At 37.6% G+C, this 26,160-nt stretch carries 29 protein-coding genes; 22 read left to right on the top strand and 7 right to left on the bottom strand.

The features are described 5' to 3' along the window. Nucleotides 1-364: 364 nt before the first annotated feature. From AC52J8_RS10040 to AC52J8_RS10020, 5 genes are all read right to left on the bottom strand, one after another. Nucleotides 365-676 (bottom strand): ArsR/SmtB family transcription factor, encoded by a 312-nt coding sequence (locus tag AC52J8_RS10040; RefSeq protein WP_002121379.1) that lies wholly within the window; start codon nt 674-676, stop codon nt 365-367. A 468-nt stretch (nt 677-1,144) separates the two neighbouring features. After that, nucleotides 1,145-1,708, bottom strand: a complete 564-nt coding sequence (locus AC52J8_RS10035; protein WP_002121343.1) for a TetR/AcrR family transcriptional regulator — start codon at nt 1,706-1,708, stop codon at nt 1,145-1,147. A gap of 353 nt (nt 1,709-2,061) precedes the next feature. Next, nucleotides 2,062-3,225 carry a ribosomal protein uL16 3-hydroxylase gene (locus AC52J8_RS10030; protein ID WP_086398938.1) on the bottom strand — a complete coding sequence of 388 codons (1,164 nt, stop codon included), beginning with the start codon at nt 3,223-3,225 and terminating at the stop codon, nt 2,062-2,064. A 30-nt stretch (nt 3,226-3,255) separates the two neighbouring features. After that, nucleotides 3,256-3,849, bottom strand: a complete 594-nt coding sequence (locus AC52J8_RS10025) for a Maf family protein (RefSeq protein WP_086398939.1) — start codon at nt 3,847-3,849, stop codon at nt 3,256-3,258. Continuing rightward, complete coding sequence (locus tag AC52J8_RS10020; RefSeq protein ID WP_208753209.1) at nt 3,849-4,232, bottom strand: DUF2237 family protein; 384 nt, start codon at nt 4,230-4,232, stop codon at nt 3,849-3,851. Before AC52J8_RS10020 ends, AC52J8_RS10025 begins: the two co-directional genes overlap by 1 nt. A gap of 138 nt (nt 4,233-4,370) precedes the next feature. Between AC52J8_RS10020 and AC52J8_RS10015 the strand changes: the two genes are divergently transcribed. The 3 genes from AC52J8_RS10015 (at nt 4,371) to fba (ending at nt 7,086) form a co-directional block, all read left to right on the top strand. Continuing rightward, entirely contained in the window at nt 4,371-5,558 is a 1,188-nt protein-coding gene (locus AC52J8_RS10015) for a phosphoglycerate kinase (RefSeq protein WP_170247726.1), read from the top strand. A gap of 123 nt (nt 5,559-5,681) precedes the next feature. Then, entirely contained in the window at nt 5,682-5,927 is a 246-nt protein-coding gene (locus AC52J8_RS10010; RefSeq protein WP_002121463.1) for a hypothetical protein, read from the top strand. 121 nt (nt 5,928-6,048) lie between these two features. Then, nucleotides 6,049-7,086: a class II fructose-bisphosphate aldolase gene (fba, locus tag AC52J8_RS10005; protein ID WP_208753210.1), complete on the top strand. Its 1,038-nt coding sequence runs from the start codon at nt 6,049-6,051 to the stop codon at nt 7,084-7,086. 118 nt (nt 7,087-7,204) lie between these two features. Here the strand turns inward: fba and AC52J8_RS10000 are convergent, their stop codons facing one another. Beyond that, on the bottom strand, nt 7,205-8,515 hold the full coding sequence (locus tag AC52J8_RS10000) for a peptidylprolyl isomerase (protein WP_005069560.1): 1,311 nt from the start codon (nt 8,513-8,515) through the stop codon (nt 7,205-7,207). After that, nucleotides 8,515-10,956: an LPS-assembly protein LptD gene (locus AC52J8_RS09995; protein ID WP_017386818.1), complete on the bottom strand. Its 2,442-nt coding sequence runs from the start codon at nt 10,954-10,956 to the stop codon at nt 8,515-8,517. The genes AC52J8_RS10000 and AC52J8_RS09995 overlap by 1 nt, the downstream gene beginning before the upstream one ends. 120 nt (nt 10,957-11,076) lie before the next feature. Here AC52J8_RS09995 and AC52J8_RS09990 point away from each other — a divergent pair, with 120 nt between their 5' ends. From AC52J8_RS09990 to AC52J8_RS09900, 19 genes are all read left to right on the top strand, one after another. Beyond that, a complete protein-coding gene (locus AC52J8_RS09990) occupies nt 11,077-12,090 on the top strand; it encodes an aminoglycoside phosphotransferase family protein (RefSeq protein ID WP_208753211.1) in 1,014 nt (337 codons plus the stop codon). Then, complete coding sequence (gene murU, locus AC52J8_RS09985; RefSeq protein ID WP_002121402.1) at nt 12,090-12,779, top strand: N-acetylmuramate alpha-1-phosphate uridylyltransferase MurU; 690 nt, start codon at nt 12,090-12,092, stop codon at nt 12,777-12,779. Before AC52J8_RS09990 ends, murU begins: the two co-directional genes overlap by 1 nt. Nucleotides 12,780-12,866: 87 nt before the next feature. Next, on the top strand, nt 12,867-13,499 hold the full coding sequence (gene rsmG / locus AC52J8_RS09980; RefSeq protein WP_208753212.1) for a 16S rRNA (guanine(527)-N(7))-methyltransferase RsmG: 633 nt from the start codon (nt 12,867-12,869) through the stop codon (nt 13,497-13,499). A gap of 21 nt (nt 13,500-13,520) precedes the next feature. Beyond that, a complete protein-coding gene (locus tag AC52J8_RS09975) occupies nt 13,521-14,303 on the top strand; it encodes a ParA family protein (RefSeq protein ID WP_002121458.1) in 783 nt (260 codons plus the stop codon). Further along, nucleotides 14,300-15,187, top strand: a complete 888-nt coding sequence (locus tag AC52J8_RS09970; protein ID WP_017399496.1) for a ParB/RepB/Spo0J family partition protein — start codon at nt 14,300-14,302, stop codon at nt 15,185-15,187. The genes AC52J8_RS09975 and AC52J8_RS09970 overlap by 4 nt, the downstream gene beginning before the upstream one ends. Before the next feature lie 50 nt (nt 15,188-15,237). Then, a complete protein-coding gene (locus tag AC52J8_RS09965; protein WP_005069550.1) occupies nt 15,238-15,873 on the top strand; it encodes a MotA/TolQ/ExbB proton channel family protein in 636 nt (211 codons plus the stop codon). Between the two features lie 15 nt (nt 15,874-15,888). Then, a complete protein-coding gene (locus tag AC52J8_RS09960; RefSeq protein WP_005069548.1) occupies nt 15,889-16,317 on the top strand; it encodes an ExbD/TolR family protein in 429 nt (142 codons plus the stop codon). Further along, entirely contained in the window at nt 16,314-18,041 is a 1,728-nt protein-coding gene (gene msbA, locus AC52J8_RS09955) for a lipid A export permease/ATP-binding protein MsbA (RefSeq protein WP_208753213.1), read from the top strand. The genes AC52J8_RS09960 and msbA overlap by 4 nt, the downstream gene beginning before the upstream one ends. Nucleotides 18,042-18,043: 2 nt before the next feature. Beyond that, nucleotides 18,044-19,054, top strand: coding sequence for a tetraacyldisaccharide 4'-kinase (lpxK, locus tag AC52J8_RS09950; RefSeq protein WP_086398944.1), 1,011 nt, complete (start codon nt 18,044-18,046; stop codon nt 19,052-19,054). A 9-nt stretch (nt 19,055-19,063) separates the two neighbouring features. Further along, nucleotides 19,064-19,825, top strand: coding sequence for a 3-deoxy-manno-octulosonate cytidylyltransferase (gene kdsB, locus AC52J8_RS09945; protein WP_086398945.1), 762 nt, complete (start codon nt 19,064-19,066; stop codon nt 19,823-19,825). A 13-nt stretch (nt 19,826-19,838) separates the two neighbouring features. Then, nucleotides 19,839-20,819, top strand: coding sequence for a DNA polymerase III delta subunit-related protein (locus AC52J8_RS09940; RefSeq protein ID WP_068566161.1), 981 nt, complete (start codon nt 19,839-19,841; stop codon nt 20,817-20,819). Nucleotides 20,820-20,829: 10 nt separating this feature from the next. After that, complete coding sequence (locus tag AC52J8_RS09935) at nt 20,830-21,171, top strand: PilZ domain-containing protein (protein ID WP_064784079.1); 342 nt, start codon at nt 20,830-20,832, stop codon at nt 21,169-21,171. Nucleotides 21,172-21,188: 17 nt separating this feature from the next. Then, the gene (locus AC52J8_RS09930; protein ID WP_086398946.1) at nt 21,189-21,962 is read left to right on the top strand and encodes a TatD family hydrolase; all 774 of its coding nucleotides are present in this window, start codon (nt 21,189-21,191) and stop codon (nt 21,960-21,962) included. A gap of 36 nt (nt 21,963-21,998) precedes the next feature. Next, on the top strand, nt 21,999-22,607 hold the full coding sequence (locus tag AC52J8_RS09925) for a TetR/AcrR family transcriptional regulator (protein ID WP_057085321.1): 609 nt from the start codon (nt 21,999-22,001) through the stop codon (nt 22,605-22,607). Nucleotides 22,608-22,613: 6 nt separating this feature from the next. Further along, the gene (locus AC52J8_RS09920; RefSeq protein WP_086398947.1) at nt 22,614-23,168 is read left to right on the top strand and encodes a type II secretion system protein; all 555 of its coding nucleotides are present in this window, start codon (nt 22,614-22,616) and stop codon (nt 23,166-23,168) included. Continuing rightward, nucleotides 23,158-23,538 (top strand): type II secretion system minor pseudopilin GspI, encoded by a 381-nt coding sequence (gspI, locus tag AC52J8_RS09915; RefSeq protein ID WP_017482272.1) that lies wholly within the window; start codon nt 23,158-23,160, stop codon nt 23,536-23,538. Before AC52J8_RS09920 ends, gspI begins: the two co-directional genes overlap by 11 nt. Beyond that, nucleotides 23,538-24,353, top strand: coding sequence for a type II secretion system minor pseudopilin GspJ (gene gspJ / locus AC52J8_RS09910; protein ID WP_069035668.1), 816 nt, complete (start codon nt 23,538-23,540; stop codon nt 24,351-24,353). The genes gspI and gspJ overlap by 1 nt, the downstream gene beginning before the upstream one ends. Further along, nucleotides 24,354-25,313: a type II secretion system minor pseudopilin GspK gene (gene gspK, locus AC52J8_RS09905; protein WP_086398948.1), complete on the top strand. Its 960-nt coding sequence runs from the start codon at nt 24,354-24,356 to the stop codon at nt 25,311-25,313. A gap of 228 nt (nt 25,314-25,541) precedes the next feature. Then, nucleotides 25,542-26,138: a 6-pyruvoyl trahydropterin synthase family protein gene (locus tag AC52J8_RS09900; protein WP_017399502.1), complete on the top strand. Its 597-nt coding sequence runs from the start codon at nt 25,542-25,544 to the stop codon at nt 26,136-26,138. Nucleotides 26,139-26,160 lie beyond the last annotated feature (22 nt).

The raw sequence follows: 26,160 nt of genomic DNA, 5'->3' as shown, positions 1-26,160 counted from the left end.
GGAGTATTTTATACTTAAGTGATGTGAATCTTAAGCTTTTTTATAGTACCTATAAGTATTTATACTTGATGGTAATATTAAACAATTGTTTTTATTGGTCTTAATTTAATATTTTTAATTTTGTGGTTGGTGATTTTGCTTGTTAATTGCTCATTAAAAAACGAGGTATATCAAAAAGCTGTGAAAGCATGGAATAGGCTAAAGAAAATAAAGGGGCAAAAAGTTAAATATGGTTGAGCTTTTTAGAAAAGCTACGCGAATTTTCAAAACTTTGTGCTTGGATTGGACTCTAAGCTTTCAAGCTGAAAAATCGCATATTTCAGGAAGTTACTACTATTATTATAAATTTATAATTTAAAAAATATTATTTACTTGCACAGTACAGCTGATGAAGCGTATTTAAAATTGAATGCATATTGTCATCCTTAATTGAATAAAAAATTTGCTTGCCATCACGACGAGTTGATACAACGTCACTTTTGCGTAGCATCATAAGCTGTTGTGAAAGAGTGGGCTGGGTAATTTGGGTCTTCTCTTCAATTTGAGAAACATTTAACTCCTCATAAGCTAAGTGACATAAAATTAATAAACGATCTGTATTAGCCAAAGATTTAAGAATTCCAACGACTGAATCAGCCGCATTTTTCATTTCTTCAATTTGGAGTCCATCTTTCATACTTTATACCTATATCAATATAGCGGGCATAGTATAGATTGATCTTATGAAAATGAATGTAGCAAAACTAATCAATCCAATTGTTTTTGTTGAAAAGCAATATAAGGGGAATTGATAAATAAGTAGTCTTTCTAATTAAAAACAACTATTTGTATTTCTTTTGTGTCTAAAATGTTGCTTTGTGTTATAAGTGTAATTGTTAAGTATAAGTGAAACGAAGTCAACCTAAAACAATTCCAATTTGCTTCCAATAAATAGTTAAATCTAATTTATCTTGAGACAAATCATAAAAAAGGATTGAGTTTTTATTTTTTAAATATATAATCTGTTTTGTACAGACAGGTCTGTATATTTTGGTTCAGTAAGGTCGAAAAAAACGTCTAATTGTGAACCAAAATGACTTTCAGACGCAGCGTGATACATAAGAAGAATCATTAAATATAAGAAGAAGAATATCACGCTTTATTTTTATGCTGCTCTTTCGAAATCGATTAATTTTTCTACTCGAGTCCAGTAATCATTAATTTTTATTGAACCATGTTCGACTTGAGCCTGTATAGTCATACCTTCCAAAATATTAACGAGTAGTAAAGATAGGGGAACTGGCTCTTTTACATCATACTGGTTAAGAAGATTTTGCATGAGTTGGGTCAACCAAGCTTTATACAAAGTGGCAGGTTGATGTGTTGAAGGATATTGTTTTAAAACCTCTTCCAAGGCTTTTTGAAACATACAGCCATTAAAATCTTCGCTATTAAACCAGTCGGAATACCATAAAAATACTGCTTTAATTCTCGCAAGAGGGTCTAACTCATCATGTTTTGATAAGGCAGAAGTAAGAGAGTTTTGTAGAAGCGTATTTCGAAGAAGTAGACACTCTTCAATTAATTTTTCTTTTGATGGAAAATGCTTATAGAAAGTCATTTTTGCAACGCCAGATTCATTAATGATGCGATCTACACCTATAGAATTATAGCTATACGAGTTAAAAAGTCTTAATGCGGTATTAATAATGTCATCTTTTTTCGACATATTTTAGCCTCTCACAAATGAATTGCTATTAGCTTGAACGGTGATCTTTATCAATGAGAATCTAGATAATTTAATTTTACAAGGTATTGTTTGTTATTGATAGAAAAAAGATATTATTTTTTTAAACGCTGAAGTTTTACTTTTAAGGGAATGGTAAAGAGTTTTAGACTATATATTTAAATAATTATACTTCCTTTTTCAAAATCTTTTAACTCCAATATTTTTGCGATAAGTCGATTTTAAAATTTAAAAAGGAAAATTAGTAAACAAAAAACAAATTTATTTTTGAGTTTGTCGGCCAATTTAAAAGTGGACTTCCCGTTGCTTTGAAAAGTCCACTTTTATTAAGTTTCTTACTCTGAAGGCGGTAAAAGCATCAAAATAGATTCATTGAGTAAGTAAGCAACATTTTCAAGGATTTCAAGCTCATTAAATTCGCTATCGAAAGCTAAGCTCTCTCCATCAGCAATAGCTTTTAATTTTGGTGCGAAGGTTTCAGCTATACATAGCGCTTCGCCATTTCCCCAGAAGTTTAAAATTCCGTTATTTTCTGTATAAAGTAGGCGAGAGGCAGGTTCTAATAGAACTTCATAACCTTCATGTAAGATCTCTTGAAGATCATCGGCTTCGATCTCATCAGGTTCTGGAATATTATCTGGATATTTAGGTTCGCTCATATAAGACATGATTGCTGCATCAAGTGCTGTAGAGTCTTGCAACTGAGCTAAAACTAATTCTTTTAGATAACTTAGTTCAGTTGAGCTAATTTCACCAATTTGACTCATTTTTTTGCGTGCGATATCTACAACAGGATTTTGAAGTGAAGTATTAGCTGAAAATTGATCGCTAATACGTTCCATCATTCCTGCAACGTTTGGCATGCGAAAGCCAAATGAGAAAGTTAAGCAGTCATCTTCGGCAACCCCATAATGTGCCATTCCAGGTGGAACATAGAGTAAATCACCTGGTGCTAAAACTTCATCAAATTGCACATCTATTTCTGGCAAAAGTTTTAATGGTTGATTGGGTACAAATGTAGTATTTACATCGCACATTTGACCTAGCTGCCAGCGACGATGACCATGACCCTGAACTAAAAACACATCATAGAAATCGAAATGTTTCCCAACTGAACCACCCTTAGGTGCATAAGACACCATAATATCGTCGCGGCGCCATTGAGGAATAAAAGGAAATTTTTTCCAAAGTTCAGAAAGATCAAAAGAGTAGTGATCTACTGCCTGTACTAAAATTGACCATAATTTTGGTAGCTTTTGAAAATCACCTTTGGTTAAAGGTGAAGACTTAACGTGCCATTCATTTGGATTTTTATCTTTTTGGCGAATCAGTCTGGCACTTGCATGTTCTTCTAAGGCAAGTTCTTGCACATCCTGAGGTTGTAAAAGACCTATAATTTCTGGTAATCCGTTACGCACCAGTAAAGGTTTTTTCTGCCAATACTCTGCTAAAAATTGCTCGGCAGTAATACCGCCTAAAACTGTTAAAGGTTCTGTCATGGAAATAACCTATTTATAAAATATCTAGAATTAAGGAATTTGTAGATCAAGTTGCCTTAAAATATGGCAAAGTTGAATCATAGGAAGACCCATAAGTGTGGTCTGGTCTTGGCCTATCATTTTTTCAAACAAGCTAATTCCTAAACTTTCACACTTAAAGCTGCCAGCGCAATGTAGTGGCTGATCTAATAAAACGTATCGTTCAATTTCAGCTTGATTCAGGTTTCGAAATTTAACTTGATAATGTTCAACGAGCGTTTGTTCAAAGTCTCTATCGAGCCATTGCACGCTAAGTGCTGTACTAAAAAAAACAGTTCGACCAGAATTTTCGGCTAGTTGTGCTTTAGCATTTTCACTAGTCATCGGTTTGCCAATAAAGTCATGCGGAGCATGTTCTCGCCAAGCAACTTGATCTGAACCAATAACGATGGCTGATGGGTTCTGTTCAGCAATCACCTGAGCTTTTGTGAAAGCGAGCCTTTTTGCAAGTTCATCGGCATGGGTTTCATCGCGAGGACTTTCATCAATATCGGGACTAATACAAATATAATTAATTCCAAGACGGTCCATTAAGTCTTTGCGAGTTTGACTACTCGAAGCCAAAATAATTTGTGGCTGAACCATTACACTGCAAATTCCATTAATACATCTAAAGGTACATAGCTTAATACAGCTTGATGACATGCATGTATTTTAATAGGAGGGGCTTCACCCGCTTGATAAGCCTCTACCCAGCGAGTTACGCAGATACACCAGAAATCACCCGGTTTCAGACCAGGGAAACCTACTTCTGGCAAAGGAGTAATAAGATCATTACCAATTTTCTGAGAGAAATTTAAGAAATCAGAGGTCATTTGTGCACATACGGTATGCTGACCAAGATCTGTTACTGCTGTGTGGCAGAAACCATTTCTAAAATAGCCTGTAATAGGGTCAAAGCAACAACTTGCTAAAGGTTCCCCTAAAACATTTAAGAGATTGATTTGTGGATCTGGATGAATAGACATAATGGGTGAAATATCAAATAACTACCTCTATCATAATCAAAACTGGGGCTTTCTACAGCTTTTATGCAAAAAAACTAACCTTTTTTGATGTAATCATTTAAAATTGGCGCGTTTTTAAAATCATAAAGAGAGCTTTACATGAATTTTCAGCGTATGACTGACCTTAACTTAACAGGCAAACGTGTCCTTATTCGTGAAGATTTAAACGTTCCTGTCAAAAATGGTGTGATTACTAGCGATGCTCGCTTACGTGCAGCATTACCAACTATTAAAGCTGCTTTAGATAAAGGCGCAGCAGTGATGGTATTTTCACATCTAGGTCGTCCTGTTGAAGGTGAACCAAAGCCAGAACAATCACTTGCACCAGTTGCTGCTTATTTAACAGAAGTATTGGGCCAAGAAGTTAAATTATTAACAGATTATCTAGAAGGCGTTGAAGTTGAAGCTGGTCAAGTTGTATTGCTTGAAAATGTACGCTTTAACCATGGCGAAAAGAAAAATAATCCAGAGCTCGCTCAAAAATATGCTGCATTATGTGACGTATTTGTTATGGATGCATTTGGTACTGCTCATCGTGCAGAAGCATCTACTGAAGGCGTAGCTCGTTTCGCTCCAGTTGCTGCTGCTGGTCCTTTGTTGGCTGCTGAGTTAGATGCACTAGGCCGTGCAATGCAAACTCCTGAAAAACCAATGGTTGCAATTGTTGCTGGTTCTAAAGTTTCAACTAAACTCGATGTTTTAAACTCACTTTCTAGTATCTGTGATCAACTGATCGTTGGTGGCGGTATTGCAAATACATTCTTAGCAGCTGCTGGCTTTAACGTTGGTAAATCATTATATGAAGCTGATTTGGTTGAAACTGCTAAACAAATTGCTGCTAAAGTAAGTGTCCCACTTCCTACAGATGTTGTAGTTGCGGATGCATCGCAAATTAATTTTGAAGATTTCTTAGGTTCTTTAGCAGCAGCTCAAGCTGTTGTGAAGAAAGTAGAAGATGTGACTGCAAATGATATGATTTTAGACGTTGGTCCAGAAACAGCTAAAGCATTTGCTGATATTTTAACAACATCAAAAACGATCCTTTGGAATGGTCCAGTAGGCGTATTTGAAGTAGATCAATTTGGTGAAGGTACCAAAGCGCTTTCTCTTGCGGTTGCTCAATCGGAAGGATTCTCGATCGCTGGTGGTGGAGATACATTAGCTGCGATTGATAAATATAACGTAGCTGACCAAATTGGTTATATTTCTACAGGTGGTGGTGCATTCCTTGAGTTTGTTGAAGGAAAAACATTGCCAGCAGTTGCTGTTTTGCTTGAACGTGCTTAATACTGTTATATAGAAATAAGAAGGGATTGGGTAACCAATCCCTTTTTCATTGATAAGTCATTAAACTGTCATATATTTGCAATAAAATGTCGAGTATTAAATCACCAACTGTGGAAAATAGTGATGAATTTAAAGCTTACATTTGCTGCTATGTTAATTGTACCGATGATGTTGACTGCTTGTGCTAAGAAAGATGAAGCGTCTCAAGCGGGGCAAGAATCAGCTGCATCTACTGCTGTTTCTGAAAAAGTAACGCCTGAGCAACAAGCAGCAATTGATGCGATCGATAAGCCAGTTCTAGATGAAAAGAATACAGATGTGGTTGAAGGTAGTGCGCCAAGTGAGGCTGCTGCTTCAGAAACACATTAATTTGTTGTTTTTTGTTAAAAAATCCCTGCAAATGCAGGGATTTTTTTTGAAATACTGTGATTTGTTGCTGAATTGAAATAAATGACAGGGTAGAATAAGCCGCACTACCTGGGAGGATATTATGGCACTCATTTCAATGCGCCAGCTCTTGGATCACGCTGCTGAACATAACTACGGCGTACCAGCATTTAACGTAAATAACTTAGAACAAATGCGTGCAATTATGCTTGCCGCGGATGCAACCAATTCACCTGTAATTGTTCAAGCATCAGCTGGAGCTCGCAAATATGCAGGCGCTCCATTCTTACGCCATCTTATTTTGGCTGCAATTGAAGAATGGCCACATATTCCAGTGGTAATGCATCAAGACCATGGAACAAGCCCTGATATCTGTCAGCGTTCAATTCAGCTTGGCTTTAGCTCAGTGATGATGGACGGTTCATTAGGTACAGATGGTAAAACACCTACTTCTTACGAATACAACGTTGATGTAACTCGTAATGTTGTTGCTTTAGCACATGCATGTGGTGTTTCTGTCGAAGGTGAGATTGGCTGTTTAGGTAGCCTTGAAACTGGTATGGCTGGCGAAGAAGACGGTGTTGGTGCAGAAGGTGTACTTGATCACTCACAACTTCTTACTTCTGTTGAAGAAGCAACTCAGTTTGTTGCCGATACAAATGTAGATGCATTAGCGATTGCTGTAGGTACTTCACATGGTGCTTACAAGTTCACTCGTCCACCTACAGGTGATATCTTGGCAATTGACCGCATTAAAGAAATTCATGCGGCATTACCAAATACTCATCTTGTTATGCATGGTTCAAGTTCTGTGCCGCAAGAGTGGTTGAAAGTAATCAATGAGTTTGGCGGTGATATTAAAGAGACTTATGGTGTACCTGTTGACCAGCTTGTAGAAGCAATTAAACATGGTGTGCGTAAGATCAATATCGATACAGACTTACGTTTAGCATCTACTGGTGCAATTCGTCAGTTTATGGCTGAAAACCCAGCTGAATTCGATCCACGTAAATACTTTGCTAAAACTGTAGATTCAATGAAGCAAATTTGTATTGATCGTTATGAAGCGTTTGGTACAGCTGGAAATGCTGACAAGATTCGCCCGATTTCTTTAGAGAAAATGGTTGATCGTTATAAATAATTCCCGTTAGGGTTTAATTTATAGAAACCGGTTATTTATATAACCGGTTTTTTATTAGGAAAATTTCATGCATAAAAAAACCTGTGTTTGTCACAGGTTTTGATGAAGAGAAAAAGACTTACTTTTGTAAGTTCTTTTTATCTAGACTTGGATCTTTGATTTCTACATATGCGTTTGCACGTACTTCACGTAACCAGCTATCAATCTCAGTGTTAAATTGGCGTTCACCTAAAATTTGACGTGCCATCCGCTCTTGATATTCATGCGTCATATCTTTTTCACGTTTATCCGTTACTTGTAAGATATGCCAGCCGAACTGAGTTTGGAAAGGTTCGCTAATTTCACCTACAGGAATTTCCTGCATTTTTTTATCAAATTCAGGAACCATCATTCCAGGTGTTACCCAACCCAAACTTCCCCCATCACGTGCTGAACCTGTGTCATTTGAATAGGTTGCTGCAAGTGTTGCAAAATCTTGACCAGCTTTTAAGCGTTTATAGATGTTATCAATAATTTGCTTAGCATTCTCAAGAGTCACTACTTCAGATGGCTGAATGAGAATGTGGCGGGTTTGAAATTGAGGTACTAAAGCTTTTTGCTCATTTTGTTTACGCTCAAGAAGCTTTAAAACATGTACACCATCACGTACTGAAACTAAGTCAGTCGTTTGACCATCTTGTAATGGTGTAATACGAGCCGCAAGTTCAGCAGGAATATCAGACAGTGGGCGGAAACCCATATCAGCACCTTCAACTTTTACATTTGCAGTTGAAAGTTTTTTCAAAGCATTTATATCATTACTTTGCGCAAGCTTTGAACGCACTTCTTGAGCTACAGATTGAACTTCCTGTGCATTGTCACCAGAAATACGCATATGAATTACATGTGCTTGATTACCTAACGCAGCTTGTCCCTGAGGTGATTTTAAGAAGTTTTCTACATCTTGATCACTAATTTTAATACGAGACATCACTTGTTGTTGGCGCAAACGGCTAATCGCTAAGTCCTCAGCGATTCGGCCACGTAAACTTTCATAAGTTCCTGGTGCCATAGCATCCAACTTTTGCTGGAAAGCTTCTAAACTTTTACTTCCAGATTGACTTGCTACTTTTAAGACTGCTTCATTTAAGCTTTTTTCATCAGGTTTGATGCCATATTTTTTAACTTGTTCAAGTTGTGCCTCACGCAAGATGAGTTGATCTAATACTTGAAACTGTAAGTATTGCTGAGGTGGCACTTCTTTTTTTTGAGCTTGCAGTTCATGAGCTGCTTCAGCCATACCTTGTTGAAGATCGCTTTTTAAAATTACGCTATTGTCCACAATTGCCACAACTTCATCAGCGGGTTGGGCAAAACTATGCATTGATGAAGAGATTAGGGCAGCAAGTGTAGTTGCTTTAAAAAACTGTTTAAGATGCTTTGTCTTCATTAACGTTGTGTCCAAGATTGATTAATTTTGTTAAAACCTAAAACGCGATTTTCAAGTAAAGACGCGAGTTTATTGTTTAAACCACCTAAACCTTTTAGTGTAATTTCGGCCATGATCGCGCGCTTTTCACTAACATCTGGAGATTTTGGATCGTCTAGATCGTTATAGTATGAACGGCCATAGACAGAAATACCCCAGCAACATGACTCATAGTTAACTCCTAACAAGAGTTCACGGGCAACATCATTGTCCATGTCATATTGTACGTGGCCCATAATACGCCAATTGTCTTTAATTGGTTGTATAAACGATGCAACAACTTGGTCATAAGTGTCTTGACGACCAGGAATATCTTTACGATAGAAATAGCCTAAGTTATATAGATTTCCTTTATCACCAGTATAGTAAAGTTGGAAGTCACGTTGAGCATTGTCACCATTCGACATCCAAGCTGAGTTGGCAGCAATGGTAAAGTTTTGGTTAAGCTGGCTTGATAGACTCACCACAGGACCTGTGTTGCGTTCAGTATCAATTTCATCTTGTTGTCGTTGTAAGGTGACACGACGGTCTTCGAAATAGTAACTTTGACCTACACTTGCCCGTAAACGTTCTAAACCTACTGTGTCAAAGAGGCTATAACTTACACCCAATGATAAAAAGTTATTGTCTTCTAGGCGGTCATGACCATAAAAACGGTAAGGGTTAAATAATTGATCATAACTTACTGACGCAGTAGTTGAGTCAAAGTTAGGGTAACCATCTTGATTTTTGTATGGCGCATATGCATAGAAAGCACGTGGCGTAAGTGTTTGTAAATACTTACCATCACGTTCAAAGTTCAGTCCAGTGTCTAACGTAAATTGAGGTACAACGACTGATTTATTTTCGGAACCACCATCTAGATTTTGAGATGCGATACTGTCCTTATCATAAAACGTTTGAATAGAACGTACAGAGACTTCAGGAATCACAAAAGCTGCCGGTGTACGGTAGTTATAACGCGTTGCGAACTGGTTATAAATACGTGTACCACTACTTTCTTGAGCAGAATCATCATTAATTGATTTCTTAAAGTAAGCAGTGTCGTTATTAAATTCGTATTGTAGTCCTAGTGGATTACCAGTGACGTAATTTAATAAGAATTGTGGTAAACGCGCGTATGGTTTATCTGCATCCGCAACTTCAGGATCAAGTGTCTGGAAATCTTCGACCTTAAGCTGTGCTTTTAAACCCGGAATACCATGTTGGTAGTTAAGTTCCCAAGCTCTACGTAAGTTAAGATCTGTTTTAGAGTTAGGACTGCTATCTAAGTCAGAGAAATAATCTTTATCTGATGCATAGTTATATTCGAGGTTAGTAGACCACTGATCGTTGATATCCCAATTATGTAAAAAATGGAAATCTTTACGATCTTTGTCATCATAACCTTTGTCAGATGGCAAGATGCCACCCCACATTTCCCCAGCACCAAAGCCATCGGTTAAATATCTAAATTCACCTTTTAGCATTGCACCGCGGTCTGCTAAATATCGCGGAGTAAGTGTCAAATCATAGTTAGGTGCAAGATTTAAATAAACCGGAACAGAAAGCTCAACACCACCATCGTTTGAGAAACCAAATTGTGGGTTGAGGATACCTGTAGTACGGCGGTCGTCAATCGGGAAGTTAAAATAGGGAACAGCTAGAACAGGAACGTCCTTAACATATAATTTTGTTCCACGAGTTACGCCTCGTCCTGTTTCCTGATTTAACTCAATTTTATTGGCTTGGATTTTCCAACCAGGTTTTTGGCCTGGTGGGCAAGTCGTATAGGTTGCATCATTAAGAACCATAACGTTTGGTGAGGTTCTTTCGATTTTTCCTGCATGACCATGGGCATGCTGCTGTTCAGAAATATAAAAACTATTGTCTAAATTCCCGGTTTGGGTTTTTAGGTTGTAATTAATTTCATCACTCTGTGAAAGTAACCCGCCTTGAGCTAACTGTACTCGACCTTGTGCATGCGCAAAGGTTTGGGTCTTATCAATCGTTACTTTGTCAGCACGAACTGTGCGTCCTTCCTGATCAATAACGACATCACCTTCTAAAACAGAGTCACCCGCTGGATTGTAATGTCCGTAGTTAGCCGTAACGACAGAAGTCGCTTTGTCGGCGTCTAAAGCTTTGGTCTCAGGGTTAATCGGTGTAACCCATGTGCCTTGGCAAAATGCCGAGCTTAAATATTTATTGTCACGAAGCTGGGCTTCAGGTGCAGATTTATCAACATAATATTGCTGAAAGAATTCTTGACCTGGGTAAGCTTCCTTAATGCTCGCTTTAAGTTGATTATTGTCTATATTGGAGACAACATCAGTTGACTCAGCATAACTTGATTGTATGGAGCCACATAAGAGCGTAAAAATAGCTGTCGCTAAAGGATTAAATTTAAACTGATGCTTCATTGTCTCATTAACCAAGTATGCTAATTCACAATTAATTATTGTCGCATCATAGAGAAAAAGTTTATAAGTGGCTACACTTAACCCTTCAAAAATCTCAGCTTGTTTTAGATTTTATTGCAAATGAATACACAACGTGAACAATTGATATATACATGGCTTACATCTGTTCTTGAAAATGATCAATTTAAGATCGCTTTTTTAGCAGGTGATGCAAGCTTCCGCCGTTATGCGCGTATCGAGTTACAAAATAAAACGTATATGCTCATGGATGCCCCTCCAGAAAAAGAAGACTGTGTTCCGTTTGTGACCATTGACGAGTTTTTTGCGAGCCATGGCGTACGTGTGCCTCAGATCGTCGCGAAAGATCTGGCTCAAGGTTTTCTATTGTTAGAAGACTTTGGTGATGTGCTTTTGTCGACATTATTAACTAATGAAACTGTTGATAAATACTACGAACAAAGTTTTAAACAACTTATTCAATTGCAATCTATTGACGGGACTAATCAGTTCCCAGCTTATTCTTACGAAAAATTAATGTCGGAAATGCAGCTACTCACAGACTGGATGTTGCCGTCGCTTTCTATTCAGCCGACTGCTGAACAGAAAAAAACGATTGATAATGCATTTGACTTCTTGGCTCACGCTGCATTAGCCCAACCGCAAGTTATTGTACATCGAGATTTTCATAGTCGAAATTTGATGAAAATTACCGATGAGCAAGAATTAGGGGTAATCGACTTCCAAGATGCTGTTATTGGCGCTGATACATATGATCTAATTTCGATTACTCGTGATGCATATGTTCAATGGAACGCTGATCGTGTTTATCAATGGTTTAAAGTGTTTTATGAGCTGTTGCCAGCGTCGACTAAACGGAACCGTAGCTTTGATCAATTTAAACGTGATGCAGATTTAATGGCGATTCAACGCCATATTAAAATTCTAGGTATTTTTGTTCGCTTGTTTGAACGTGATGGGAAGTCGGGTTATTTGAAGGATTTACCACGTGTCATGTGGTATTTGCTCGAAGAAAGTCGTGGTTACGCTGAACTTGAAGAGTTTATGGCATTTATAAATAATATCGTGATGCCTAAATTTATCGAGAAATATGGTAGCTATGAGGTAGCAGCATAATGAAAGCAATGATTCTTGCTGCTGGCTTGGGTAATCGTATGCGTCCACTTACGCTATATACACCAAAGCCTTTGCTCGAGGTGGGCGGTAAGCCCCTGATTGTGTGGCATATTGAAAAACTTAAGAAAATTGGTGTGACTGAAATAGTCATCAATTCTGCATGGTTGGCCGACAAGCTCATCAGTAGTTTAGGTGATGGCTCTCAATTTGGTGTGGATATCCGTTGGACACGAGAGGATGAAGGGCTAGAAACAGCTGGTGGAATTATTAATGCTTTGCCACTGCTTGGAACAGATCCTTTTATTCTGGTGAATGGGGATGTATGGACCACAATGGATTTTGAAGGTCTGCGCCATATTAAGCTAAATGATGATTTGGCACATCTTGTGTTGGTTGATAATCCTAAACAGCATCCTGAAGGCGACTTTACATTATTGGATGGGCGCGCTTTTACATTCGATCAAGATGTGACGGGCGAAAACCTCACTTTTAGTGGTCTATCTGTTATTCATCCTAAACTTTTTGACGGATTGGAAGCGGGTAAGCGTCCTTTAGCTCCACTATTGAAGCAAGCGATGCATAATCAGAAAATATCTGGTGAAAAGCTTAAAGGTGCATGGGTAGATGTGGGAACGCCTGAGCGTTTAATGGAGCTAGATTTGCAAATTCGTGAAGGCTTCTACGATTAAGTGTGTAATCCCTAATCGTTAACTAGTGTTCCACGATGCATAAATGGGTATACTTTGTTTTAAATTTTACTTAGATGTTATCTGTTTATGCATCCGTTTTTTCAAGAGTTACAACAGGGTAGTCAAAAATTAGGTTTATCGCTTAGCGATGAAGCTTTGACATTATTGTTGAAGTATCAAGATGCTTTGGTACTTTGGAACAAAGCTTATAATCTAACAGCGATTCGTGATCCGAAAGAAATGTTAGTGAAGCATTTGTTAGATAGCCTAAGTATTTTGAAAGATTTGCCAACAGGCCGTTTGCTTGATGTAGGTACAGGTGGTGGTATGCCGGGCATGATCATTGCTTTATGTCAGCCGGAACGCTCATGTGTATTACTTGATTCAAATGGTAAGAAAATTCGTTTTTTGAAACAGTTTATTGCTGACCTTAAGTTAAAAAACGTAGTAGCCGTGAAAACACGTGTTGAAAATCAAGATACAATTGATGAGCTTGGTCAATTTGATGTGATTACAAGTCGCGCTTTTGCTTCTTTAACGGATTTTGTGGATGCAGCTCAGCCATACTTGCATCAAAGCAGTATAATTGCAGCAATGAAAGGAGTTGTGCCAGTTGAGGAAATTGAGCAACTTAAGCAGGACTTTTCATGTAAAGTGGTTGAGCTGCGCGTACCAAGACTTGATGAACAACGTCATTTACTTTTACTTCAACGTATTTAAATAAAAAGTATTAGGGTTACCATGGCTCAAATTATTGCGATTGCAAACCAAAAGGGTGGTGTTGGTAAAACAACGACTGCAGTAAATCTTGCAGCGTCTCTAGCTGTATTAAAGAAACGTGTATTACTTGTAGATATGGATTCACAAGGTAATGCTACGATGGGGTCTGGTATTCAAAAGAACGATCTTTTGTATTCCATTACGGATGTTCTACTTGGTGAAGTACCAATTGAAACGGCCATTCAAAAAGCAGAAGTTGGATATAAAGTTTTAGGGTCTAATCGTGAACTTTCCGGTGTTGAGCTTGCTATTGCAGAACAAGAGGGTCGTGAATTCATTCTAAAAAATGCTTTGAATGAAATTCGAAACTCATTTGATTTTATCATTGTGGATTGTGCGCCAAGCTTGAGTTTGATTACTGTCAATGCTTTGGCAGCTGTAGATAGTGTAATCATTCCAATGCAATGCGAATATTATGCGCTAGAAGGTTTAGCTGATTTAACCCAGACTATAGATCGTATTCAAAAGGCATTAAATCCTGATTTAGAGATTATTGGTGTATTACGTACAATGTACGATGCACGAAATGCTTTAACACGTGATGTATCTGCTGAGTTAGAACAGTATTTCGGAAAAAAACTTTATGATACTGTCGTTCCGCGTAATGTTCGCTTAGCAGAAGCGCCGGCGCATGGTTTGCCTGTTATCTATTTTGAGAAAAGTTCTAAAGGTGCAGTTGCATACTTAAATCTTGCAGCTGAGATGTTGAAGAAAAGTAAAGTAAAGAAAGGAAGTAAAGTATGAGCATCAAAAAACGCGGATTGGCTAAAGGACGTGGTTTAGATGCATTACTTGGTTCAATTCAAAAAGAAAAATTACAGCTGGAAGCACAGGCACTTGACCACGGACAGTTGAAACAAATTGATGTAAATTTATTGAAACGTGGTGAATATCAACCACGTCGCTTTATTCATGAGCATGATTTGCAAGAGTTAGCATCTTCTATTGAAAAACATGGAGTGATGCAACCTATTGTAATTCGTCCAGTTGATGATGAAGCACATCCATACGAAATCATTGCGGGTGAACGACGCTGGCGTGCAGCGCAACTTGCGGGTTTAACTGAAATTCCTGCAATTGTTCGTGATTTAAATGATCAGGTTGCCATTGCATTAGCACTTATTGAGAATATTCAGCGTCAAGATTTAAATCCGATTGATCAGGCTATAGCCTTGCAGCGTTTTCATGATGAATTCGGTTTGAGCCATCAAGAAATTGCTGACACAGTAGGGAAAGCACGTACTACCGTAAGTAATTTACTTCGTTTGTTGAGTTTGGCGGATGAAATTAAAGATTTCATGCAGCAAGGCCAGCTTGATATGGGGCATGCTCGAGCTATCTTGACGTTAAAGGGTAAAGATCAATTAGACGTTGCTAAAATCGTAATTGAAAAAGGACTATCTGTTCGTCAAACAGAGCAATTGGTGCGTGATAGAAGTGAGCCTAAGCAGGAGAAGGAAAAAGCACCTGTAGCACCTGATATTGAACAATTGACACAAAAATTATCAGAGCGTTTTGGCGCTAATGTGAAAATTGATCATAATCAAAAAGGTAAGGGTAAGCTTGTTATTCATTACCATACCTTAGATGAGTTAGATGGCATTTTAAATATTTGTTTGCCTGATTAATTTGCATTTGGGTCATATATTTCTAATTTTATATTCTTGGGGAAGAAGATATGTGGGAACTTGTGAGAGCGGGTGGCTGGTTGATGCTGCCTTTAATTCTATGCTCAATTTTAACTGTTGCGATCAGCATTGAACGTTTTGTTCGGTTAAGACGTTCACAAGTTCTACCCAAAGCATTAATTGATGATAGTTCGTTAAGAACTGAAGATATTGTGGAAAATTTGGAACAAAATGTAGAAGTACAAAACAGCGCATTGGCTCACATTTTAAAAGCAGGTTTTGATCATCGTGAGCATGGCGAGCAATTTGCACGTGCGCAAATGGAAGTTGCAGCTTCTCAAGAAATTTCTTATTTAGAAAAAAATATTAATTTCTTGGGGACTTTGAGTGCGGTGGCACCTTTATTAGGGCTGCTTGGTACAGTAGTCGGGATTATTGAATCATTTCTTGTGATTGATTTTGGATCAGCTGGTAGTCCAAGTTTAATGATTCCAGGTATCTCTAAAGCGCTTATTACTACAGCTGTGGGAATGTTAATTGCGATTCCGGCTTTAGTTGCTTATCGCTATTTCCAAAGATTAGTACAAGATTATATTGCTGAACTAGAACAGCAATCGACTTTATTTCATGCCTCATTGTTCTATAAACGTTCCTCGTCTATAGCAGAACATCGTCGTGTTGGGTGATGGGTGAATAGCCAGATGAAATTTAAACGTTCTCAGGTTGAAGACATTCATATCAATTTAACGCCTATGATTGACTGTTTGTTGTTCATTTTGGTTTTTTTATTACTATCGACTACTTTTAATCAGCCAAGTCGCCTCAATTTAACGTTACCAGATGCACAAGGTGTTCCACCAAAACAGTACGATCACAAAATTGAAGTCGTGGTAGACTCTTCTGGTCATTATGCTGTAAATGGTCAGGCACTTTCGTCTAAAGAGGTTGCTGATCTGAGTACTGCGATTAAGCAAGTTGCTCAAGAGCGCCGTGATTTTATGTTCATCATTGCTGCGGATGCCAAAGCGTCTCATCAGGATGTAATTCGCGTTATGGATGTAGCAGGACAACTCGGTTTTGTTAACATCAATATTAGTACCAAAGTTCCTTCTAGAGGTTTTTCTGAGTGAATCAAGATTTTAAGGTTTATTTGCGTCTCATAGCCTATTTAAAACCTTATTGGGGCGTGGCCTTATTAGTTCTTATCGGGTTCGGTATTAACTCAGCAACAGAAGTCTCCGTTGCTAAATTGATTAAATTTATTATTGATGCAATCCAAAATGGCAGTAGAGGTGATTTGGATTGGTTCCCATTATTAATCATTTTATTGGTTTTTTTCCGTGGTTTAGGCCTTTTTATGGGAGGTTACTATACTGCGGTGATTTCACGTAGTTTGGTTTTTAGTATTCGCCAAGAAGTTTATGCCAAACTTTTAAGACTACCGGCACAATATTACCTCGATAATTCATCTGGCCATATTACTGCCAAGATTATGTATAACGTTGAGCAGCTAACGGCAGCTTCTTCGGAGTCATTAAGAACCATTGTTAGGGATGGGATGATTACTCTGGGACTGTTAGGCTACCTGTTTTATACCAATTGGCGTCTTACGCTATGCATTTTTGTATTTTTACCTGTAATTGGTGTATTGGTACGTAAAGCTTCAAAACGTATGCGAAAACTCTCATTACAGGTTCAAGATACGATGGGTGACGTGAACCACGTTGTTCAAGAGAGTATCAATGGTAATGCTGTAGTAAAAACTTTTGCTGGTGAAGAGTCTGAACAAGAACGATTCTATAAGTCATCGGAAGAAAACTTAAAACGTGGTTTAAAAATGGTAATTGTACAAAACCTGAATAGCCCTGTGGTTCAGGTAGTAATGGCTTGTGCGATGGCCCTTATTGTATGGTTAGCTTTACGACCGCAGATTTTAGGTAATACAAGTGCGGGTGAGTTCGTAGCCTATATTACAGCTGCTGGTTTATTAGCAAAACCAGTAAAAAATCTGACTGATGTTAATGAAAAGTTACAACGTGGTTTGGCGGCAGCTCATTCTGTTTTTGAACTATTAGATTTACCTGAAGAGCAAAATAACGGTCAGTTGAAACCTAAACTAAATGGTGCGATTCGTTTTGATCATGTGGCATTAAATTATGCTGATGGCGTGAAGGCTATTAAAGATTTTTCTTTAGATATTCTTCCAGGTCAAACCGTAGCGTTAGTTGGTCGTTCAGGTGCTGGTAAGAGTTCATTGGTTAATATGTTGGTTCGTTTCCAAGAACTATCAAGTGGGCAAATTTACTTAGATGGTTTGCCAATTAATGACATTGAACTTTCTTGTCTGCGTACACAAATCGCAATGGTAAATCAGCAAGTTGTATTATTTAACCGTACTGTTCGTGAAAACATTGCGTATGGTCAGTTGCAAGGTGCTTCAGATGAGGAAGTTCATGCTGCTGCAAAAGCTGCATATGCACATGACTTCATTATGAATTTACCAAATGGTTATGATACTGTTTTAGGGGCACAGGGCTTAAACTTATCCGGTGGTCAGCGTCAGCGAATTGCTATTGCTCGAGCAATTTTAAAGAATGCTCCAATATTAATTTTAGATGAAGCTACAAGTGCCCTTGATAATGAATCTGAACATTTTATTCAGCAAGCATTTGATGAAGCGATGCAAGACCGCACTACGATTGTCATTGCTCACCGTTTATCAACAATTGAAAATGCTGACCGTATTGTAGTGATGGATCAAGGACAAATTGTTGAACAAGGTACTCATCAAGAACTCCTCGCAAAACATGGTGCTTATTATCAATTACATCAGCGTAATTTCGAGGATAACTAAGCATGTCATTAGTCCAGCTGATCCAGAATGCATGGAATAAACAATCGATTTGGTTGATTGTTTTACGTCCATTGTCTTGTTTGTATCGGGCTGGGTTTTTACTAAATCGTAATCTTTATAATTCAGGTTTTAAGCAAGTTTATAAAGCGCCTGTACCTGTGATGGTTATAGGTAATATCACAGTAGGTGGAAGTGGAAAAACTCCCTTGCTAATACAACTGGTGAATTATCTACAGCAGCATAATGTAAAAGTGGGGGTAATTAGTCGGGGATATGGGGGTAATGGTCCTTTTCCAATGCTGGTTACCTCGGGTGCCCAAGTAACTCAGGCTGGGGATGAGCCAGCATTAATTGTTCAGGCTACAAGTGTACCAATGGCGGTAGGTCCCAATAGACAGGCTGCAATAGAGTTATTGCTTGAGTCATCAGAAATAGATTTGATTATTAGTGATGATGGGTTGCAGCATTGGGCATTGGATCGACAGATCGAGTGGATTGTACTGGATCAAAATCGTGGTTTAGGGAATAAAAAACTATTACCTGAAGGTTATCTGCGAGAGCCTGTTGAACGTTTAGAAACTGGAACAGTGATTGAGCATACTCATAAACCTGCTACAGAATTAAACATGTATCTCGAGACAGGACAGCCATATTTACTTAACCCTTTATCTAATTCTAAACCAAGCTTTAATCTTGAGAATAATTATCATGCTGTAGTTGGTATTGGCTTTCCTCAACGGTTTTATCAAACCCTTAAAGATCTAGGGTTGAAGCAATTCCAAGAGCATGCCTTTCAAGATCATCATGATTACACAATCAATGATTTAATTTTTAATGATGAGCTGCCACTTATTACAACTGAAAAAGATGCAGTTAAACTATTACCGTTACTTGAAAAACATCCTGATTTTAAACAATCTATTTGGGTAGTTCCTGTTAAAGCTGTCCTGTCTACACAGTGTTATCAGGTTTTAAAAATGCAATTGCAAGAACTTGATATTCAATTATCTTAGGAAGAAAAAATGAAACACATCGTCATTCCAGCACGCTTCTCAAGTTCGCGTTTGCCAGGTAAACCATTGTTGCTTATTCATAACCGTCCTATGATTTTACGTGTAGTGGATCAGGCAAAAAAAGTGGAAGGTTTTGATGATTTATGCGTGGCAACAGATGACGAACGTATTGCTGAGATCTGCCGTGCAGATGGAATTGATGTAGTTCTTACCAGCGCTGATCATCCTTCGGGTACAGACCGTTTAAGTGAGGTGGCTCGCATTAAGGGTTGGGATGCAGACGATATTATTGTAAATGTTCAAGGTGATGAACCTTTATTACCAGCTCAACTTGTTCAGCAAGTTGCAGAACTTTTGGTTGATAAACCAAATTGTTCAATGTCTACATTGTGTGAGCCGATTCATACCTTAGATGAGTTCCAGCGTGACAGTATTGTAAAAGTAGTCATGTCTAAACAAAATGAAGCCTTATATTTTAGCCGGGCTACCATTCCTTATGATCGAGATGGGGCTAAGCATGATGAACCGACTTTACATTCACAAGCATTTCGTCATTTAGGTTTATATGCTTATCGAGTGAACTTATTACAAGAATACGTAACATGGGATATGGGGAAGCTTGAAAAGTTAGAGAGCCTTGAACAACTACGTGTTTTGGAAAATGGTCATCGAATTGCAATTGCGGTAGCCGAAGCAAATTTACCACCCGGTGTGGACACACAAGCTGATCTTGATCGCTTAAATAACATGCCTGTTGAATCTTTTGAATAAGCGTTAATTTTTAATGAATCCGAATGTAACTTCAAAGGTCTATCCTTGGCAGCAAACAACATGGGACACCTTGACTACAAGGTTTCCCAATATTGGACATGGTCTCTTGTTTTACGGCAAGCAAGGTTGTGGAAAACATGCTTTTGCTAAGCAGTTTTTGGCATGGGTACTTTGTTTAAATAAGCAGCCGCAGGGAGCTTGTGGTGAATGTAGTAGTTGTCAATGGTTAAAATCAGACACTCACCCCAATTATGTTCATATCACAACGGATGAAGAAAATAAAAAACAGAATGCAAAAATTAAAATAGAAAAGATCCGTGACTTACTACCTTTCGTACAACAAACGGGGGAAGGTTGGCGCGTTATTGTGATTGAGCCTGCAGAAGCACTTAATTTGGCATCTTCAAATGCTTTGCTAAAGACTTTAGAAGAACCAGGCGAGCGTGTTGTTTTAATTTTATTAGCTGATCACTATCTTAAACTACCGGCCACTATTCGTAGCCGATTGCAACATTTCGCTTTAGATCGTATTTCATATGAGCAAGCTACTTCTTATTTGAATGAGCATTTATCTGAACTTGCGGAAGTGCAGCCTGATTTACTGCTTGGCTTATCTAATGATATGCCTTTACAAGCAATAGAAATTGCTCAAAGTGACTGGTTTGCGAAAAGGCAAGTTTTCTTAAATGATTGGCTTAAAATTGTTGCTCAAAAAAATATGCCTTTATTTTTCTCAGGCAAATGGCAAAAAGAATTAAGTTTTAATGATTTTATAATGCTTTTTGAATACTTGTTGGGTGATTTAATTTGTGTCAAGCTAAACCAACCACAGAAAAATACTGATTTAGATTTTGATCAGTTAAGCCCATATTATGATTTAGAAAGCTTATTTAATATTTATAGTGAATTACAGCAAGCAAAAAAGCTTGTTGAGCAAAATGTACAAAGTCAACTTATTATAGATCAATTATTTATAACGTTAATGAATATTTAAGGGGAAAACTATGCAGCCGCAGATGGGGGGGATTATTCAGGTAAATATTCCTGATAAAGTTACTTTGCAAGCAAGCTATATGGGGTATGTGCAAGGTGGAGGTCTATTCGTACCATCAAAACAAAAGGTAAAGATGGGGCAAGAAATTTTCATTTTAGCGACTTTGCCTGAGCAGTCTCAAAAAATTCCTTTAACAGGCAGAGTAATCTGGATCTCCCATAAGCAAAGTGGATTTAAACCTCAAGGTTTTGCTATTCAGTTAAGTGGAGATAAGGGGATTTACTATAAAACTGAGGCAGAACGAGTTTTGGCTGGTAGTATGTCTCTAGACCGTCCAAGTTATACGATGTAATTAAATAGGAAAGAAAAGTGTTTGTTGATACGCATTGCCATTTAACGATGTTAGATTTAACGCCTTATAACGGTGATCTGGACCTTGCGCTTGCAGCGGCGCGAGCAGAAGGAGTGTCTAAGTTTATGGCAATTTCCGTTGATCTCGATGACCATATTGCACTATCTGAGATTGCAAAGAAACATGCAGATGTTGGTTATACGGTAGGTGTACACCCTTGTGAGGATGTGGACACAATGGCACGTGCAACAACCGAATATTTGGTTGAATTGGCTCAATCAGAAAAAGTATGGGCTTTAGGTGAAACAGGACTGGACTATTATCACAGTACAGATTTTATTGAAGAGCAAAAGACATGTTTTGCAAGACATATCCAAGCTTCAAAAATTGTAAATAAACCAGTTGTGGTTCATACCCGATCAGCAAAGCATGATACGGTAGATATTATCCGTGCTGAACACTCAACACATGGGATTCTGCATTGTTTTACTGAAGATTGGGAAACTGCTAAAGCTGTGCTTGATTGTGGTTATTACATTTCTTTTTCCGGTATTGTGTCATTTAAAAATGCTCAAGATTTACGCGATGTAGCTAAACAGGTCCCACTAGATCGCCTTTTAATTGAAACAGATAGCCCGTATTTAGCACCTGTCCCATATCGTGGTAAAACAAATGAACCAAAATATGTGCCTTATGTAGCCAAAGCGCTCAGTGATGTATATGATAAATCGGTTGAGGAAATTGCAATGATCACCTCACAAAATTTTGAGAACTTGCTAAAAGCGATTTAGGTTATAGAAACTATATAAGAGAGTAATTGCGTGAAGATGGATCGTCAGGCTCAGTTCCGAGCAAGAGAAGTATTAATATTTCAGGTTGCGGAACAATTATTGCTAGAAAATGGCGAAGCCGGAATGACACTCGATGTCTTGGCTGCTGAGCTTGATTTAGCAAAAGGAACTTTGTACAAACACTTTCAAAGTAAAGATGAGTTGTACATGCTGTTGATTATTCGTAATGAGCGTATGTTACTTGAAATGGTTCAAGATACTGAAAAAGCCTTTCCAGAGCATTTAGCCTTTTTCATGTTGCATCATTTACATCATCCTGAACGAACAGTTTTATTTCATCAAATTGAAGAAAAACTCTCAATCACTGCTCAAGGCGTTCATCATCTTTTTCATGAACTTTATCAAGTGCGTAAACAGAGATTGCGAATTATCATTCGGATGACTGACCATTACCTGGAATCTATTCAAAGCAATATGCCTACACGAGATTATCTTGCTTCTATTTGGTCATTAACTCATGGTGCAGCAGCTATTCTCAATTCAAGTTTTTATCAACGATATTTAGGTTCAAGAGACACTTTAAGAGTGGCTTATATTGATCAGGCTTTAGCCTTACCTAAACAAGCTATTGAGCAATATGCTTAGGTCGATATGAAATCTCAATCACCACTTAAATCCCAAAAAGGTTTTACTCTCATAGAAGTGATGGTGGTGATTGTTATTATGACGATTATGACCTCTCTAGTTGTACTCAACATAGGTGGGGTTGACCAAAAGAAAGCGATGCAAGCAAGAGAGTTATTTTTGCTTGATATGCATAAGATTGGTAAAGAGTCGCTTGATCAGTCTCGTGTTTTAGCTTTATCTACTCTCAGTGAAACAGATGTTTCACCATTTTCTTATGAATTGTATGAGTATCACGACCAGAGTAAATTACAGGTCCAAGATTTAAAAAATCGCTGGCAGAAATATTCTGAGTTTAATATACGTCAGTTGCCTAAACATGTATCGTTTACAATACAACCTTTAGATGAGCAAAACTATTCAAAAGCTACGAATACCGATTTAATTGGAGGGCAGGCTCCCCAGTTAATCTGGTTCGGTAACGGTGAAGCTAAAACTGTGAAAATACAGTTTTACTTTGAACAAAAACCAATTGGTTCAGAAATACAAATTGATCATTTGGGTAAAATAAATGAAATCTAAAGGTTTTACTCTATTAGAAGTAATGGTTGCTTTAGCAATTTTTGCAGTAGCGGCTGTCGCGTTAACTAAAGTAGCCATGCAATATACTCAATCTACCTCAAATGCAATTCTTAGAACAAAAGCTCAGTTTGTGGCAATGAATGAAGTTGCTTTAATGGAGATAAATCAGGAATGGCTTGAAGGTACTCAAAGTAAGCAAATTACTTCTCAAGGCGAAACTTGGCAGATTGACAAATCTGCACAATCTACAATTAGCCCGAATGTTCAGAAAGTAGATTTACAAATTAGCTTATATGATTCAGATAAGGGCAAAGTTCAAAATGGTATTACTCACTTGGTATTTTTTAATTATCCAATGAAAGCAAAATAATGATAAAGAATAAAAGTTTTCGCTCTCCAAGCTCAGCTTCACCTCTTGCGGTACGATCGGAGCAGATGATGAGGGGTTACTCCGAGCAAAGCTCTTCGTCTTCCGCTCAGACAAAGCATTGCTTTAAAGACTCTCACACTCGAAACATAGTTTCTCATCTTGCGACACGATCGAGCAGTGCTCGATTAACTCGTGCCTCAGGATTTACTTTAGTTGAGCTTTTAGTTTCAATTGCAATTTTTGCTATTTTATCTTTGTTGGGTTGGAAGGTTTTTGACTATTTATTAAAAGTTCGCGATCGTAATACTCAACATGAAGTGCAGCTATTTGAATTACAAGATGCTTATCAACAAGTTTTGCGTGATACATTGCAAATTATACCTTTATCAGCCAATCAAGGCGGGCAATTACGTCCAGCTTTAGAGATTGATAATCAAGTTCTCCGCTTTAGTAAGGCGGGTGTTACTGATCCATTAAAGCAAGGATTATCACCTTTTGAGCGTATCGAATATCGATATGATCCTGATCAAAAAAAGCTTTATCGCCTTAAATATAGTAACTTAAATACTTTAAATAGAGAGCAACCCTTATCAAGTACGCTGTTGAGCCAAGTTGAACAATTTCAAATTATGGTTTTGACACCTCAAGAAGTAACAAAGTGGCCTGAAGTTAATATTGACCCTACAAAACCTGATGAATTTAGGAAGTTGCCAAAAGGAATAAAAATGCAACTCACGGTTGCAGGTGTAAGTTATGAGTGGATTTATAGCTTAAACCAAGGGGACTTATCGCTCTCCAAACAGGGAGGTCAATAAATGTTACTCTATAAAAAAAATCAGCAAGGTGTAGCGTTACTCACAATTTTGATAATGGTGGCTTTGGCTACAATTTTAGCTGCCTCTATCGCAAAGCATCAAACTAATACGATGGAAAATACAGGTTATTTGATGCGTCAAAATCAGTCATTACTCTATGCAAAAAGTGCAGAAGCTTTTTTTTCTGAATTATTAATTCAAGATGCAAATAATGCTGGTGGCATCGATCATTTAAAGGAAAGCTGGGCTCAGCCAATGCCACCTTTCCCAATAGAAGATGGAGCCGTATCGGGGCGCTTACTAGATGAGTCTGGAAAATTTAATCTAAACAATTTAACGACCAATGAAGGCAAGGTAAACGAAGCTGCTAAAAATTGGTTTGAGCGATTGCTTGTGCGTGTAGGATTGCCAGCAGAGTTAAGTCAAGCAGTTATTGATTGGCAAGATCCAGATGATGAACCAAGCGGCCCTATGGGGGCAGAAAGTAACTATTATGAAGGACTTGACCCTGGCTATTTGGCTTCAAATGCTAAATTTCATCGTATAGAAGAGTTGAAATTGGTAAGAGGTTTTGAAGGCAAGAAATATGATTTAATTGCACCATACATTTCTGCATTACCTGAAAATACAAAAGTGAATATTAATACCGCATCACCATTAGTATTAGCGAGTATTGATCAAAAATTAGATTTAGGGACTATAGAAAAAGAACTTCAATTACGCCAACAGAATTTAAAGTTCTTTCAAAATATTGATGAATTATGGCAATTGAGTGCTTTTTCAGCAGTTGATGCGCAAAAGAAAACTGAAGTTAGTAGTCTTTTAGATGTGAAGTCGAACTTTTTTCAAGCACAAATTGAGGTTGTGTTGAATAATAGGAAAAGACAGTTTACAAGTGCCTTGATGCGGAGTGATAAGCAGGTTTATGTATATTCTAGAAATATGGTGCCTTTTAACTAATTGAAAAATTATGATTTATTTACTTTAGATGTTTTTTGAAGTTTGTAATTATAAATTTTTCTCAAGTTAAACGTTAAAGTAAATATAAACTTTCTATATGTTTATATTCAATATTTCTTCATCAGTCTTATCATACTTTTTGCTAATTGTTTCTAATTGAAAAGTGGTGCGAAATTTTCGTCTTTTGCTTTATAATAATGTTCTTAGAAGGAATGATCGATTTGGCACATGTTAATTCGTAAGTTATTTAAGTTTGAAAATGCACATGTTGTACGTAACTGTACATCGGATCGTTGTAAGCGATCAATTCATGGACATAGCTATAAAGTTGAGTTATTGCTTAAAGCTTCGAAATTAGATCATGGGCAAATGGTTTATGATTTTGGACTCCTAAAAGGAGTAATAAAAGACCTATTCGACAGCTTTGATCACGCAATCTGTTTTTGGGAAAAAGATGATTCTCAATATATTGATGCATGCCAGACTTTTAGTGCTCGTTGGATTTCTTTACCTGTTTCACCGTCGGCTGAACAGTTTTCACGTATTTTCTTTTATCTAGCTCAGCAAGTTTTACAATCAACAGTCACTCAAAACGGGGAAGGTGACGTTGAGGTATATTCTGTTATTGTTCATGAGACTGATACTGGATATGCTCAAAGCTTTATTGAAGATATTCAAAACGAACAAATGGGTATTTTAAGTCTTAATGGAATTGTTTTTTCAGAACAAATTCAGATAGAGTGGGCAAATCCACAAATGTATGAGAACTTGAAAAAAGGGATTAAATTTAATAATCCTCAAGTTGATTTGCAAGTCGAAGTATAAATCGAATTACTTATTTTATTTG

The sequence above is a fragment of the Acinetobacter sp. S-1 genome, from assembly GCF_059579785.1.
Note: the sequence above shows the minus strand (reverse complement) of the source record. Positions and strands in the feature narration are given on the sequence as shown.